The 15,034-nt window shown below is 62.9% G+C and carries 14 protein-coding genes and 1 tRNA gene; 7 read left to right on the forward strand and 8 right to left on the reverse strand.

Going from position 1 to position 15,034, the window contains the following annotated elements; all coding sequences use genetic code 11:
- Window positions 1-10 precede the first annotated feature (10 nt).
- On the reverse strand, window positions 11-880 hold the full coding sequence (locus AWB79_RS02315) for a patatin-like phospholipase family protein (RefSeq protein WP_061165729.1): 870 nt from the start codon (window positions 878-880) through the stop codon (window positions 11-13).
- Window positions 881-1,288 (reverse strand): PaaI family thioesterase, encoded by a 408-nt coding sequence (locus AWB79_RS02320; RefSeq protein ID WP_061165730.1) that lies wholly within the window; start codon window positions 1,286-1,288, stop codon window positions 881-883.
- Window positions 1,289-1,447: 159 nt separating this feature from the next.
- Here AWB79_RS02320 and AWB79_RS02325 point away from each other — a divergent pair.
- Window positions 1,448-1,523 (forward strand) — tRNA-Lys (locus tag AWB79_RS02325).
- A gap of 68 nt (window positions 1,524-1,591) precedes the next feature.
- Here AWB79_RS02325 and AWB79_RS02330 read toward each other — a convergent pair.
- A complete protein-coding gene (locus AWB79_RS02330; RefSeq protein WP_061165731.1) occupies window positions 1,592-1,978 on the reverse strand; it encodes a DUF488 domain-containing protein in 387 nt (128 codons plus the stop codon).
- Window positions 1,979-2,172: 194 nt separating this feature from the next.
- Here AWB79_RS02330 and AWB79_RS02335 point away from each other — a divergent pair, with 194 nt between their 5' ends.
- Entirely contained in the window at window positions 2,173-3,555 is a 1,383-nt protein-coding gene (locus tag AWB79_RS02335; protein ID WP_061165732.1) for an MFS transporter, read from the forward strand.
- Between the two features lie 4 nt (window positions 3,556-3,559).
- Here AWB79_RS02335 and dbpA read toward each other — a convergent pair whose 3' ends face one another.
- Both dbpA and AWB79_RS02345 read right to left on the reverse strand, forming a co-directional pair.
- Window positions 3,560-4,942: an ATP-dependent RNA helicase DbpA gene (gene dbpA, locus AWB79_RS02340; RefSeq protein WP_061165733.1), complete on the reverse strand. Its 1,383-nt coding sequence runs from the start codon at window positions 4,940-4,942 to the stop codon at window positions 3,560-3,562.
- A gap of 5 nt (window positions 4,943-4,947) precedes the next feature.
- Complete coding sequence (locus AWB79_RS02345) at window positions 4,948-5,142, reverse strand: hypothetical protein (protein WP_061165734.1); 195 nt, start codon at window positions 5,140-5,142, stop codon at window positions 4,948-4,950.
- A 178-nt stretch (window positions 5,143-5,320) separates the two neighbouring features.
- Here AWB79_RS02345 and AWB79_RS02350 point away from each other — a divergent pair, with 178 nt between their 5' ends.
- The gene (locus tag AWB79_RS02350; RefSeq protein WP_061165735.1) at window positions 5,321-6,175 is read left to right on the forward strand and encodes an AraC family transcriptional regulator; all 855 of its coding nucleotides are present in this window, start codon (window positions 5,321-5,323) and stop codon (window positions 6,173-6,175) included.
- Between the two features lie 80 nt (window positions 6,176-6,255).
- Here the strand turns inward: AWB79_RS02350 and gyrB are convergent, their stop codons facing one another.
- The 3 genes from gyrB to dnaA form a co-directional block, all read right to left on the reverse strand.
- A complete protein-coding gene (gene gyrB / locus AWB79_RS02355; RefSeq protein ID WP_061165948.1) occupies window positions 6,256-8,739 on the reverse strand; it encodes a DNA topoisomerase (ATP-hydrolyzing) subunit B in 2,484 nt (827 codons plus the stop codon).
- A gap of 113 nt (window positions 8,740-8,852) precedes the next feature.
- Window positions 8,853-9,956 carry a DNA polymerase III subunit beta gene (gene dnaN, locus AWB79_RS02360; RefSeq protein WP_061165736.1) on the reverse strand — a complete coding sequence of 368 codons (1,104 nt, stop codon included), beginning with the start codon at window positions 9,954-9,956 and terminating at the stop codon, window positions 8,853-8,855.
- A 265-nt stretch (window positions 9,957-10,221) separates the two neighbouring features.
- Window positions 10,222-11,805, reverse strand: a complete 1,584-nt coding sequence (dnaA, locus tag AWB79_RS02365) for a chromosomal replication initiator protein DnaA (protein WP_061165737.1) — start codon at window positions 11,803-11,805, stop codon at window positions 10,222-10,224.
- Window positions 11,806-12,210: 405 nt separating this feature from the next.
- On the opposite strand from dnaA, the gene rpmH reads away from it, so the two are divergent.
- The 4 genes from rpmH (at window position 12,211) to yidC (ending at window position 14,959) form a co-directional block, all read left to right on the forward strand.
- Window positions 12,211-12,345 (forward strand): 50S ribosomal protein L34, encoded by a 135-nt coding sequence (gene rpmH, locus AWB79_RS38030; protein ID WP_006998755.1) that lies wholly within the window; start codon window positions 12,211-12,213, stop codon window positions 12,343-12,345.
- 76 nt (window positions 12,346-12,421) lie between these two features.
- A complete protein-coding gene (gene rnpA / locus AWB79_RS02375; protein ID WP_061165739.1) occupies window positions 12,422-12,898 on the forward strand; it encodes a ribonuclease P protein component in 477 nt (158 codons plus the stop codon).
- A gap of 58 nt (window positions 12,899-12,956) precedes the next feature.
- A complete protein-coding gene (yidD, locus tag AWB79_RS02380; protein WP_061165949.1) occupies window positions 12,957-13,280 on the forward strand; it encodes a membrane protein insertion efficiency factor YidD in 324 nt (107 codons plus the stop codon).
- A gap of 8 nt (window positions 13,281-13,288) precedes the next feature.
- The gene (gene yidC / locus AWB79_RS02385; protein WP_061165740.1) at window positions 13,289-14,959 is read left to right on the forward strand and encodes a membrane protein insertase YidC; all 1,671 of its coding nucleotides are present in this window, start codon (window positions 13,289-13,291) and stop codon (window positions 14,957-14,959) included.
- Window positions 14,960-15,034: the final 75 nt, after the last annotated feature.

The following is a 15,034-nucleotide window of genomic DNA, read 5'->3' on the forward strand; positions in this document are numbered from 1 at the left end:
GGTCTGCTCCTCAGGCTGAATGCGCTGCTGTTTCCATCAGGCGCGGCAGGCGCTCGAGAAAATCCTCGCCGTCCGCGCGGCCCAGGTCGTAAGCATGTTGCATTTGCGAAGGGCTCGTATAGTCCCAGCTCGAAATCGGCACCTTGCGCGATGGCTGAATGTAGACGCGCTTCTGTTCGCCATGCGGCACAACGAACATGCGCTCGCGTGGATAGAGACGCGTGACCATCACGAGGACGAGTCCCGGCGCGGCATCGAGCGCGGAGACCGGCACGTTGTCGACCATGCCGCCGTCGAGCACCGGACGGCCATGTCGACGAAGTACCGGCGTGAACGGCGGCGTGCTCGATGACTGCAGGATCAGATCGGCGAGATCGTCGATGCTTGCGCATTCCTGCGCCGTCACGAATTCCGGATGAAAGCCGAGCGCCTGGCCGAGCGTCGGATGCAGCGTCTTGCGCACGTACTTTTCGATGTTGTATGCGATGAGCCCCGCCGCGACCGCACTGCGCGCGCCGAGCCAGCGCGGCAGATGCGACACGCCGATGCGGATTTCGGGCGCGCTTTGCAGCTCGGCAAATCGATTCGCGAAGATGTCGAGCAGCGCCTGCCGATAGATGCGGTAGTGCGGAAACACCGATTGCCCGCGCAGCAGGTTGCCCCAGTAGGCGTTCTTCGTGTTGTCGCGCAACGCGTGGGCGTAGTAGTCCATCACCCAGCGCGACTCGTTGGTGTAAAGCATGCACGCGGTGGCCGCGCCCGCCGATATGCCCGCGATGATGCGCGGCTTCAGACTCAATTCCGGGCGGATGACATCCCAGAAACCGGCTTGCCACCAGCAGCGGTTGCCGCCGCCGGCGAATACGACCTGGTCGAACATTTATTTGTTGATGAGCGCGTAAGTGGTGGTGGCGTGGGCTGCGAGTTCGTTCTGCGCGTCGCGCAATTCGATTTCGCCGAACACGAGATTGCGGCCGCGGCGCTGGATTCTCGCGGTGACGAGCACGTCGCCTTCTTTGACCGGCCGCATGAAGGTCGTGTTGAGCGACACGGTGGTCATCGGCTGGAAACCGCCCAGGGCGTGGGAGATGGCGACGACCATCGCGGTATCCGCGGCGGACATGAAGACCTGACCGCAGATGACGCCGCCTGCGTGGCGCAGATGGTCGGAGTACGGGAGGCGCAGCGTGATTTCGTCATTCGCGATCGCGTGCGGCGCCAGGCCGAGTTCGCGGACCCACGGGGCCAGGATGCTGTCGAGCAAGGCTCGTATCGAGGATTCGTCCATGTGGTTTATGGTGTTCTGGTCGCCGATGGATGCGCCATGATACCGGGCAGTCGGGCGCCCGCCGATGCATGCGGAAAGCCGGTTCGTAAAAAGATTAAGAATTTTCTGCGCGGGGGCTTGCGCTCCTGCAAAAGCCCCCGCTATAATCTCGCTTCTGTTGGGGCGTTAGCTCAGTTGGTAGAGCAGCGGACTCTTAATCCGTAGGTCGAGTGTTCGAGTCACTCACGCCCCACCACCAGATTCAAGCGAAAAGCCCGGTCATACGACTGGGCTTTTTCGTTTCCGCGTCATCGCGCATCAGCTTCAAACCACCTCCGCCCCGCGCTTCACCAGCAACTCCCGCAGCACCGACCGGTGACACCTCCCCTCATCCTCGCAATAACACCCGACCGAAAAATTCGTCGTATGCGACAACGCCGCCAATAAATCCAGCGTCTTGCTCGCATCCGGTTGCGCCATCTCCGCCTTGAATTTCTTCACGAACGCGCGCCATTCCTTGTCGTCCTCCGCGTGAAGCGCCTGCGTCACGAGATCCTGCGTCGGCGAAAGCACCGGATACCACACGTCATAGAAATCGCGCTTCGCGAACTCTGCCTTCGGCACTCCGCGCGGCGGCCTGCGCACCGTGCCGATCCGCAGTCCTTCGTCCTTCGCGCGCGGCGTCCCCAGTCTCACGATTCGAATCGTCATCTCCGGGCTCCTTCGGTTTTCGTCCGCCCAGCATAACCGCTGACATCGCGTTGAAAGCTCCCGCAGCAGCGCCCAGCGAAACGCGTCATCTTCCCGTATCGTGTCGGATTATTCTCCGTCTGCTTACATCCGAACTCGCCGCCGTGCCCACCGAAGAACGCCCCCAAAACCTGCCACACGATCCCGACGCCCCGATGACCCCGCTCGAGCGCCGCGGCATGGCGGCGATCCTGCTCTCGGTTGCGCTCGCCACGCTCGATACGGCCATCGCCAACACGGCGTTGCCGGCCATCGCCGCCGATCTGCACACGACGCCCGCCGCCTCCGTCTGGATCATCAACGCGTATCAGCTCGCGATGGTCGCCACGCTCCTGCCCTTCGCCGCGCTCGGCGGCATTCTCGGACATCGGCGCGTGTATCTCGGCGGGCTCATCGTGTTCCTTGTGGCGTCGGCGGTGTGCGCGTTCTCGTGGTCGCTGCCTTCGCTCGTCGCCGCGCGTCTGCTTCAGGGACTCGGCGCGAGCGCGATCATGAGCGTCAACGCCGCGCTCATCAGCGCGATCTTTCCGCCGCATCGGCTCGGGCGCGGCGTGGGGCTGAACGCGCTGGTCGTCGGCATCGCGTTCGCGGTCGGGCCGACGGTCGCATCGATCGTGCTCTCGCTCGGCACGTGGCCGTGGCTCTTCGCGGTCAATCTGCCCGTCGGCGTGTTCGCCCTGATGATCGCGGGGCGCTCTTTGCCGCAGACCAAACGCGCCGCGCACGGCTTCGATCGCGTCGCGGCGCTGCTCAACGTCATCACGTTCGCGTCGCTGATTTTCGCGCTCGGTGAAGCGTCGCAGCGCGCGCCCGCGCGCATCGTGCTCGGCTCGTTCGGTCTCGCGGTCGTCGCGGGCGTTCTGCTGCTGCGCCGCGAACGCGGTCATCCCGCGCCGATGCTGCCCGTCGATCTCTTCCGCCGCCCGATGTTCGCGCTCTCGACGATGACCGCCATCTGCTCGTTCGCCGCGCAGGGGCTCGCGTTCGTGTCGCTGCCGTTCTTCTTTGAAAGTGTGCTCGGTCGCAGCCAGGTCGAAACCGGTTTTCTGATGACGCCGTGGTCCGCCCTCGTCGCGTTGATGGCGCCGATCGCCGGGCGCATGTCGGACCGGCACGCGCCCGGCCTGCTCGGCGGCGTCGGGCTCGCGATTCTGTGCGTGGGAATGGTGTCGCTCGCGATGCTGCCCGCGCAGCCGCACGCGCTCGAAATCTGCTTCCGCATGGCGATCTGCGGCGCGGGCTTCGGGTTCTTTCAGTCGCCGAATCTGAAGGCGTTCATGTCGAGCGCGCCGCGCGAACGCAGCGGCGGCGCGAGCGGCACCATCGCGACGTCGCGTCTGATCGGACAGGCGACGGGCGCGGCGCTCGTCGCGCTGTGCTTCAGCATCGCGGGGAAACACGGGCCGACGCTCGCGCTCTCGCTCGGTGCGGCGTTCGCGGGCGCGGGCAGTATCGCGAGCGGATTGCGGCTGATGACGCGCAATCCGTCGAAGGCGGCGTCGGACGGCATGGCCGACGGTCCGTCACAGAAAGCCTGAGGCGTTACATCCGCCGCACTTTCACCTTGCGGCCCTTGAGCTTGCCCGCGCTCAGGCGGCGCGCGGCGTCGTCGGCCGCATTCCGTTCGATAGCCACGTAAGTGACCATGTCCATCACGTTGATCTTGCCGATCTGCTTGCCGTCGAAGCCCGCTTCGCCGGTGAGCGCGCCAAGCACGTCGCCGGGACGGATCTTGTCCTTGCGGCCGCCGAGGATTTGCAGCGTGGCCATCGGCGGTTTCAGGTGACCCGGCTCCGCCGACGTCAGCTCGTTCAGCGGATGCCATTCCACTTCCTTGCGCTGCGCCTCCTCGATCGCGCCGACGCGCCCCATCTCGTCCATGCTCGCGAGCGACAGCGCCCAGCCCTCCTCGTCCGCGCGCCCCGTGCGGCCGATGCGATGCACATGCACTTCCGGATCGGGCGTCACGTCGACGTTGATCACCGCCTCCAGTTGCGCGATGTCGAGCCCGCGCGCGGCGACATCGGTCGCGACGAGCACGGAGCAACTGCGATTGGCGAACTGCACGAGCACCTGATCGCGCTCGCGCTGATCCAGCTCGCCGTGCAGCGTCAGCGCCTCGAAGCCCTGCGCCCGCAATACGTCGAGCAGATCGCGGCACTGGTTCTTCGTGTTGCAGAACGCGAGCGTGCTCACCGGACGATAGTGATCGAGAAGAAGCCCGACCGCGTGCAGACGCTCGTCGTCCTCGACCTGATAGAAACGCTGCTTGATCTTCGCGTTGCTGTGCTGCTCGGTGAGCTTGATCTCGCGCGGATTGCGCAGGAACTGCTGGCTCAGCTTCGCGATGCCTTCCGGATACGTCGCCGAAAACAGCAGCGTCTGCCGATCCTTCGGACACTGGCGCGCGACCGACGCGATGTCGTCGAAGAAACCCATGTCGAGCATGCGGTCGGCTTCATCGAGGACCAGCGTGCGCACGGCGTCGAGCGAGAGCGTCTCGCGCTGCAGGTGATCCATGATGCGCCCCGGCGTGCCCACGATGATGTGCGCGCCGTGCTCGAGACTCGCGATCTGCGGACGCATCGGCGTGCCGCCGCACAGCGTCAGCACCTTCACGTTTTCTTCGGCGCGCGCAAGGCGGCGGATTTCCTGCGTGACCTGATCTGCGAGTTCGCGCGTCGGGCAGAGCACGAGCGCCTGCACCGCGTACTGCTTCGTGTCGAGCCGCGCGAGCACGGGCAGCGTGAACGCGGCGGTCTTGCCGCTGCCGGTTTTCGCCTGCGCGATGAGATCGTGGCCCGCGAGCGCGAGTGGCAGGCTCGCAGCCTGGATCGGCGTCATCGACTGATAGCCGAGTTGCTGCAGGTTCGACTGCATCGCGGGCGAAAGCTGCAGGCTGCTGAAAGAGTTATCGGTGGTCATGGCGGTTAGCGCTTGCCGTTGGGCGGAAGTTCCTGGACTTGGTCGTAGGTGAGTTCGCCTTCCTCGGTCTTGTGACGCGTCACGTAATTGCGCGCGCCGCACATCGGGCAGCGGAACAGCAGGCCCTGGCCTTCGTTGTGGATGTCGACGTCCGACAGCGCCCATTCGGCGCCGCACGACTGGTTTCGGCAGGTGAACATGTTCGTGTTTCTCTGGTGGAGTGGCGCCGACTCGGCGGTGCTTTTCGGCGCCCAAAGGCGAAAGTGTACGCGTCTCGCGCGCCGAGGCGGTTGGTACAGGTCAGCGCAAGTCAGCAAGAAATGCTAAAGCGGGTCGTGCTACTTTTCCTGGCAAGCGAGATTACTTACGGGGCGGACGATGAGCAGCAGGCTCTACGAAGCGCGGCTCGCGCGCGTGGTCGCGTACATCCACGATCATCTCGATGACGAACTGGACCTCAATCGGCTCGCCGAGGTGGCGTGTTTGTCGCCGTATCACTGGCATCGGATTTATCACGGGTTTTATGGGGAGACCGCGGCGGCGACGGTGCGCCGGCTGCGGCTGCATCGGGCGGCCAATGAGCTGGTGCATGACGCCGGACCGATCGATTCGATTGCCGAGCGCGCCGGGTACAGCAGCGTGCAGGCGTTTTCACGGGCGTTTCAGGCAAGTTACCGGATGGCGCCGGGGCAGTTCCGAACTGAAGGCGGCGCTTCGATGTTTGTTTCCCTGGATGACATTGAATCAGGAGATACGGCGATGCATCAAGTCGATATTCGTAAGCAGAGCGGATTCACGGTCGCGGCGATCGGGCACAAGGGCGACTATATGAACATCGGAAAGGCGTTCGAGCTGCTGTTTCACTGGCTCGCGACGCGCGGACTGGTGGATCCGCGAGCGCGCTCGCTCGGGATTTATTTCGATGACCCTTCGGTGGTTCCCGCCGACGATTTGCGGTCGATGGCGTGTTGCGAGCTGTTCGAGCCGGATGCGGTGAAGTTCGAGGCGCCGGTGTCGCGCGCGGAGGTCGCCGGCGGCGAGTTTGCGGTGCTCACGCATGTCGGACCTTATGCGCAGCTTTGTTTCGCGTATCAGTGGCTTTATGGGGAATGGTTGCCGAAGTCCGGGCGCGAGACGGGTGAGGCGCCGGTTTTCGAGGTTTATGTGAATGATCCGAGGGAGACGGCGCCCGCGGATCTGGTGACGGAGATTTGGTTGCCGTTGAAGGGCTAATCGGACGTAGATCGGTCATTAAAAAAACCCGTGACGATGAATCCGGTCACGGGTTTTGTTCTGGCGAGGACGCTTACCGCTCAAACATCGATATTCCCCGCCCGCAGCGCATTATTCTCGATAAACGCTCGACGCGGCTCCACATCATCGCCCATGAGCGTGGTGAAGATCCCATCCGCCGCGATCGCGTCTTCGATCTGCACGCGCAGCAAACGCCGCACGCTCGGGTCCATCGTCGTTTCCCAAAGCTGTTCGGGGTTCATCTCACCGAGCCCCTTGTAACGCTGCTTCGAGACGTTGCGCTCCGCATCGGCGATCAGCCACTTCATCGCGCTCTTGAAATCCGTCACGGCCATCGAGCGCTCGCCACGCTTGATGAGCGCGCCCTCGCCGATCAAGCCCTTGAACGTATCCGCCGTCGACACGAGCTGCTTGTAATCCGCGGTGAGTTGCAGGTCTTCGTCGAACACGGAAACCTTCACATTGCCGTGATGACGCCGCTTGATATGCAGCGAGCGCAGTTCACGCACCTGATCGTAGGCGGGCTCGACGGACACTTCCGGCTTCAGCGGATCGGCGCGCAGACGCGCCTCCAGCCGCTTGGCCGACTCCTGCGCCGCTTCCTCCGACGACAGATCGATCACGACGCCATCCATCACCGCTTCCAGCGCGGTCGCGTCGTAGATGCGGCTGAGACGGTCGACCACCGCCTGCGCCAGCAAATACGCGCGCGCCAGTTCGCCCAACGCATCGCCGGAAATCGGATCGGCGCCTTCCGTCGCAATCAGTTCCGACCCTTGCAACGCGAGCTTCAGCATATGTTGATTGAGCTCGTGCGCGTCCTTCATATACCGCTCGTCCTTGCCCGCCTTGATCTTGTAGAGCGGCGGCTGCGCGATATAGATATACCCGCGCTCGACGATCTCCGGCATCTGCCGATAGAAGAACGTCAGCAACAGCGTGCGGATGTGCGCGCCGTCCACGTCCGCATCGGTCATGATGATGATTCGGTGATAACGCAGCTTGTCGAGGTTGTAATCATCCTTGCCTATGCCGCAGCCCAGCGCCGTCACCAGCGTCACGATCTGCTCGGAAGAAATCAGCTTGTCGAAGCGCGCCTTCTCCACGTTCAGCACCTTGCCGCGCAGAGGCAAGATCGCCTGAAACTTGCGGTCACGTCCCTGCTTGGCCGATCCACCCGCCGAGTCACCCTCGACGATATAAATCTCCGACTTCGCCGGGTCCTTCTCCTGGCAATCCGCCAGCTTGCCCGGCAAACCGATGCCATCGAGCACGCCCTTGCGACGCGTCATCTCGCGCGCTTTACGCGCGGCGTCACGCGCACGCGCGGCATCGACGATCTTGCTCGTGATGATCTTCGCGTCGTTCGGTGTTTCCTGCAGATAATCTTCCAGCGCCTTCGCGACGACTTCCTCCACCGGCGCGCGCACTTCCGACGACACCAGCTTGTCCTTCGTCTGCGAACTGAACTTCGGCTCCGGCACCTTCACCGAGAGCACGCACGACAAGCCTTCGCGCATGTCGTCGCCGGTCGTCTCGACCTTCGCCTTCTTCGCGATTTCGTTGTCGGTGATGTACTTGTTGATCACGCGCGTCATCGCGGCCCGCAGGCCCGTGAGGTGCGTGCCGCCGTCGCGCTGCGGAATGTTGTTCGTGAAGCAGAGCACGCTTTCGTTGAAGCTGTCGTTCCACTGCATCGCCACTTCGACGGTCACGTTCTCGCGCTCGCCCACCGCATGGAACACGGTCGGATGCAGCACGGTCTTCGCCTTGTTGATGTACTCGACAAAGCCCTTCACGCCGCCCGCGAACGCGAAATCGTCTTCCTTCCCGGTGCGCTGATCGGTCAAACGGATTCGCACACCGTTGTTCAGGAACGAAAGCTCGCGCATGCGCTTGGCGAGAATGTCGTAATGAAATTCGACATTGCCGAAGATCGTCACATCGGCCAGAAAATGCACTTCGGTGCCGCGATTTTCCGTGTCGCCGACGACCGGCATCGGCGAATACTGCACGCCGTCTTCCTCGACGATCTCGCGGTTCTGCACCACGCCGCGCGCGAACTCCATGAAATGCTTCTTGCCGTCGCGGCGCACAGTGAGGCGCAGCCACGCCGACAGCGCGTTCACGCACGACACGCCCACGCCGTGCAGGCCGCCCGACACCTTGTAGCTGTTCTGGTCGAACTTGCCGCCCGCATGCAGCTCGGTCATGACGATTTCGGCGGCGCTGCGCTTCGGATCGTGCTTGTCGTCGCGCTTCAGGCCCGTGGGCACGCCGCGGCCGTTATCGGTGACGGAGATGGAGTTGTCCGCGTGAATCACGACGTGAATGTCGTCGCAATAACCGGCGAGCGCTTCGTCGATGGAGTTGTCCAGCACTTCGAAAACGAGGTGATGCAAACCGGTGCCATCCGACGTGTCGCCGATATACATGCCCGGCCGTTTGCGCACCGCCTCCAGACCCTCCAGGATCTGAATGGACGAGGCGCCGTAGCTGTTGTCGGGCTTGTTGTCGGGTTGCGAATTTGTGTTTTCAGTCATGGATTTTTTCCGGTTCTGCGTCACTGCCTGGGTTACTGCTCGAACTTTTCGAAACACCTTAAAAACGCCAAAGGGGCGCGCCGCCCCTTGGAGTATTTTTGGTTTTGAGCGCGTCAGATACGCATCGGCATCACCACGTACTTGAATTCCTCGTTCTCGGGAATCGTGATGAGCGCGCTGGAATTGGCGTCGCCAAGGCTCACCTTGAGCGTGTCGACCTTCAGATTCGCGAGCACGTCAAGCAGATACGTGACGTTGAATCCGATATCGACGGTGTCGCCCTGGTAAGCGATCTCCAGTTCTTCCTGCGCCTCTTCCTGGTCGGCGTTGGTCGACATGATCTTGAGCTGGCCCGGTTCGACCAGGCAGCGCACGCCCTTGAACTTGTCGGAGGTCAGAATGGCCGCGCGCTGCAGCGAGCGTTGCAGTTCTTCACGGCCGATCTCGAACGTGTTCTTGTGCGCCTTCGGAATCACGCGCTGAAAGTCCGGGAATTTGCCCTCGACCAGCTTCGACACGAGTTCCACCTGACCGAAGCTGAACTTCACCTGCGTCGCGGCGATGTCGATCTTCAGCGAATCGTCGATGTCTTCAAGCAAGCGCTGGAGTTCGAGAATCGTCTTGCGCGGAATGATGACTTCCTGGCGCGGGAACGAGCCTTCGATTTTCATCGACGAGAACGCGAGACGGTGACCGTCGGTCGCGACCGCCATGAGCTGGTCGCCGTCCACCACCAGCAGCATGCCGTTCAGGTAGTAGCGGATGTCCTGCTGGGCCATGGCGAAATAGACCATGCCGAGCAACTGGCGGAACGTCTTTTGCGGAACCGAAAGGCTCGCGCCGAAGTCAGTAGCCTGGTTGACGGTGGGAAATTCATCCGCCGCGAGCGTCTGCAGGTTGAAGCGGCTCTTGCCCGAGCGCACGGTCAGGCGCTTGTCGGAGAGGTCGAGCGCGACTTCGCCGGAGGGCATCGCGCGCAGAATGTCCAGCAGCTTGCGCGCGGCGACCGTGGTGGCGACCTGGTCACTGCCGACGCCGAAGTCCGCGCGAGTCGTGATCTGGAGTTCGAGGTCGGTCGAGAGGAACGACACGTCTGCGCCGTTCTTGGTAATGAGCAAATTGGCGAGGATCGGCAACGTATGGCGGCGTTCTACGATACCGCTCACGGTTTGCAGCGGCCTTAGAAGATTATCTCGTTCGGTCTTGACCAGTTGCATAGAGTTCCTTCGTTGATGTGACGGCCTGTCCGCCGGTTTCGCCACCAGATTTGCCCAACGGACAACCTCGTAACACGCGTTGCCGGCCCCCCGCCGGTCACTCGCGAAAACTGCGCTCGAATGCCGCCCAGGCCACGGACGGCTAAACCTATATTGTGCCTCAAAACGGAACCGCTCCCTAAAAATGGAGGCGTTTTCGTCAAAAAACAGGCTGCGGAACGCAATAAATGACGCGTGCGTTCTTCGCGCAGCGCCGATCGGCTCCTCAGCCCTTGAGCGTCTGCTCGAGCACGTGCAGTTCGTGGTTCAGTTGCGCGTCGGTGCCGCGCTCGGCCGCGATCTTGCGCACGGCATGCAGCACGGTCGTGTGATCGCGTCCGCCGAACAGTTCGCCGATCTCGGGCAGACTCTTCTGCGTCAGCTCCTTCGCCAGATACATCGCGATCTGGCGTGGGCGCGCAATGTTAGCCGGCCTCTTTTTCGAATACATGTCGGCGACCTTGATGTTGTAGAAGTCGGCCACTGTCTTCTGGATGTTCTCCACCGAGATCTGGCGGTTCTGCACCGTGAGCAGATCCTTCAGCGCTTCCTTCGTCAGCTCGATGCTGATGTCGCGGCCGTGGAACTTCGAATAAGCAAGGATCTTGCGCAGCGCGCCTTCGAGTTCGCGCACGTTCGAGCGCAGATGCTTCGCGACGAAGAACGCCACGTCTTCCGACAGGCTCACGCCCTCCGACTGCGCCTTGCGCATCAGAATGGCGACGCGCATTTCCAGTTCGGGCGGCTCGATCGCCACGGTGAGGCCGGAATCGAAGCGCGAAATGAGGCGATCGTCGATACCCGAGATTTCCTTCGGATACGTGTCGCTCGTGATGATGACCTGCGCCTTGTTCGCGACCAGCGCCTCGAACGCGTAGAAAAACTCTTCCTGCGTGCGCGACTTGCCCGAGAAGAACTGAATATCGTCGATCAGCAGCAGGTCGAGCGAATGGTAATAGCGCTTGAAGTCGTCGAACGCCTTGCGCTGGTACGCCTTCACCACGTCGGACACGTATTGCTCCGCGTGGATGTAGCGGATGCGTGCGCCCGCCTTTTCCATCAGCAACTGATTGCCGATGGCGTGGATCAGGTGCGTCTTGCCGAGACCCACGCCGCCGTAAAGGAAGAGCGGGTTGTACGAAATGCCCGGGTTGTCGGCGACCTGAATGGCCGCCGCGCGCGCGAGCTGGTTCGCCTTACCGGTGACGAAGTTGTCGAACGTCAGCACGGGGTTGAGCTTCGAGCGCTCGTAGGCGGAATCGTTTTCACTGGCGGCCGCGGGCGCGCCGCCGCCCGGGCGCCACGTGCGCCGGCCAGCGGCGGCTTCGTTGGCGTCGAGGCTCGGGAGGTCGAGTTCGGCCGGATCTTCCTGCATGGCTTGCGCCTGCTGCGCGGCTTCGGCCGCGAGCGCATTGATGTGCGCGGTAGCGTTCGCGTGCGCTACGACTGAAGGCGCCTGCGGCACGGCCGCCGACGGCGCCGGCGCGCGCGGCGCCGCAGGCGCGCTCGCGGTCGGACGCGGCGCGGCGCTCAGACCGCCGCCGATTGCGTTGCGCGCGGTCGCCTTCGGATCGAGGACGAATTGAACGTCGATGTTCGCGCTGAAAAAATCGCGCGCCACGTCGGCGATGCGGCCCGAAAACTGGCTTTTCACCCAGTCGAGCTTGAAGCGGTTGGGAGCGGCGATGCGCAGGGTGTTCGCGTCGGCATCGAAATCGACCGGGGTCAGCGGCTTGATCCACGTGACGTACTGCTGCGGCGTGAGCTCACGCGCCAGCAGTGCGGAACAGTGTTCCCAGAAATCGTTCATCGAATGCGTTCGTTATGGTTGCTCCGCACCCGCGGGCCGTGCTTGCCGAACGTTCGGACAAGTCCCGGCACAGCCGAGCAGGTGTGCTCCGGAGGCTTACGCCGCAAGGGTTTGCGGGCGAACGGCGGGCCGAAGCAGCGGGCGGATATTTGGGAGTAAGGCGAGATTCTAACGCCAAAAGAGGGCTGCGCGCGAGTTATCCACAGGGTCAAATCAGCGCGTTTTTCTGAACGGAAAGCTGCCCGAGATGCAGGCTCGTGCGGCTAAACTATTGACGGTCAATAGGAAAACGGTTTAAATAGCGGGTTCCGCGAAAACAGAATTCCTGAACCTCCGGCCATCGCGCTTGCAGTGACCACACTGGAGCGTTAGCCCGCGCGGTCAATCAACTCAAGTGAGAGCACCATGAAACGTACTTACCAACCTTCCGTTACCCGTCGCAAGCGCACCCACGGCTTCCGCGTTCGCATGAAGACCGCTGGCGGCCGCAAGGTCATCAACGCTCGCCGCGCGAAGGGCCGCAAGCGCCTGGCAGTCTAAGTCTGCCGGGTCGGTCTGCTCAGTGGCCGCTCGCGGCTTTTCTGCCAGCGAGCCACCCACGCGCCGCACAGAAGTCTTGAAACAGGACATCGTTCAGTTGCCGGCGCAGGCCGCGTTCCCCAAGGCCGCAAGGCTGCTGAAAACGGATGAGTTCTCATCCGTTTTTCGTTTGCGCCCCTGGCGCCGTTCACCGCACTTCGTGCTGTACGGCAAGCCAAGCGGAAATGAAGCGCGTCTGGGGTTGGTGATCGGCAAGAAGCAGGCGCCGCGCGCCGTCACGCGCAACCTGATCAAACGGCTTGCGCGCGAGGCGTTCCGCCTGCGTCGCGAGCAATTGCGCGGGTTCGATATTCTCGTGCGTCTGCATGCGAAGATCGACCGCAAGGCCATGCCGAGCGCGAGCTCTCCGCCGCTGCGGACGCTCGTGAGCCTCGAACTGGAAACATTGTTCGACCGGGCGGTGCGCGAAGTTGCGCGCCGCTCGGCCGAATCCGCGGCGGCGGCGCCTCACGCGCCCGCCTCCAACGACTCACCCGGCCCGTCGGGGTCATGAAGCGCGGACCGCGCCTCGTTCGTCCCACATGGCGAATGCGGCGCGCGGCGCGAAGCTTATGCAAACGGCACTGATCGCGTTGTTGCGCTTCTACAAGCTTGCTGTGAGCCCTCTGCTCGGCAACCGGTGCCGCTTTTATCCTTCCTGTTCCGACTACGCACGCGAGGCAATCCAGTATCATGGCGCCGCGCGCGGCTCGTATCTCGCCGCGAAACGGCTGTGCCGCTGCCATCCTTTCTCGGCGGGCGGCGTCGATCTCGTGCCGCCTCCCCGCGATCACGACGCGACCGAGCCGCGCCCGGAATCCGACTCATCCCGGCATTCCGGGCAGGACAAGCTTTCAACACTAAACGGCGCTGAAGCGCTTTCCGATCGACACTGAGACAACGCATGGATATCAAACGCACCGTCCTATGGGTCATCTTCTTCGTGTCAGTTGTCTTGCTGTTCGACAACTGGCAACGCGACCACGGGCGCCCGTCGATGTTCTTCCCGAGCGCGACGCAACCGGCCAAGACCGCCAGCAACCCGGCACCGGGCTCGGCCGCATCCGGCGCGCAGCCGTCCGAACTGCCGAACGCACCCGCCGGCGCCGCCGCGCCCGGCACGACGACGCCGCCCGCCACGACGCAATCGCAGATCGTCAAGTTCACGACGGACGTGTACTCCGGCGAGATCGACACGCGCGGCGGCACGCTCTCGAAGCTGGCGCTGATGAAGGAAGGCGACGGCAAGCAGCCGAACCTGTACATCACGCTGTTCGATCACACGGCAAACCACACGTACCTCGCGCGCACCGGCCTGCTCGGCGGCGACTTCCCGAATCACAACGACATCTTCACGCCGGTTCCCGGCCAGACGTCGCTGACGGGCGACGAAAAGACGCTGAAGATCGCGTTCGAATCGCCGGTGAAGGGCGGCGTGAAGGTCATCAAGACCTACACGTTCACGCGCGGCAGCTACGTGATCAACGTCGACACGAAGATCGAGAACGTCGGCACGGCGCCGGTGTCGCCGAAGGTCTACATGGAACTCGTGCGCGACAACACGCCGGTCGAGACGCCGCGTTTCTCGCACACCTTCATCGGGCCGGCTGTCTACACAAACCAGAAGCACTTCCAGAAAATCGACTTCTCCGATATCGACAAGAACAAGGCCACGTTCGAGCCGTCGTCGGATAACGGCTGGATCGCGATGGTGCAGCATTACTTCGCATCGGCCTGGATTCCGCAGGCGGGCGTGAAGCGCGACATCTACGTGCAGAAGATCGATCCGGAACTGTATCGCGTCGGCGTGACGTTGCCCGCGCAGACCATCGCGCCGGGACAGACCGTGAACGTCGATGCGCGCCTGTTCGCCGGTCCTGAAGAAGAGCGCATGCTGGAAGGCATCGCGCCGGGCCTGGAACTGGTGAAGGACTACGGCATGGTGACAATCATCGCCAAGCCGCTGTTCTGGCTGCTCGAGAAGATCCACAGCTACGTGGGCAACTGGGGCTGGGCGATCGTGCTGCTCACCCTGCTCATCAAGGCGGTGTTCTTCCCGCTGTCGGCGGCGAGCTACAAGTCGATGGCGCGCATGAAGGAAATCACGCCGCGCATGCAGCAGATTCGCGAGCGCTTCAAGAGCGACCCGCAGAAGATGAACGCGGAACTGATGTCGCTGTACAAGACCGAAAAGGTCAATCCGTTCGGCGGTTGTCTGCCGGTCGTGATCCAGATTCCGGTGTTCATCTCGCTGTACTGGGTGCTGCTGTCGTCGGTGGAAATGCGCGGCGCGCCGTGGATCGGCTGGATTCACGATCTGTCGCAGCAGGACCCGTACTTCATCCTGCCGGTGCTGATGGCCGTCTCGATGTTCGTGCAGACCAAGCTGAACCCGACGCCGCCGGACCCGGTCCAGGCCAAGATGATGATGTTCATGCCGATCGCGTTCTCGTTCATGTTCTTCTTCTTCCCGGCGGGTCTCGTGCTGTATTACGTGGTGAACAACGTGCTGTCGATCGCCCAGCAGTACTACATCACGCGCATGATGGGCAAGAGCAAGAAGAAGGCGGCCTGAAGCACCTTCTGATCTGTTTAGAATGTGGAAACGCCCGGCTTGCCGGGCGTTTTTCGTTGGCGCGGAGGTTTTGGC

Origin of the sequence: Caballeronia hypogeia, from assembly GCF_001544875.2 — a bacterium.
GTDB lineage: Bacteria > Pseudomonadota > Gammaproteobacteria > Burkholderiales > Burkholderiaceae > Caballeronia > Caballeronia hypogeia.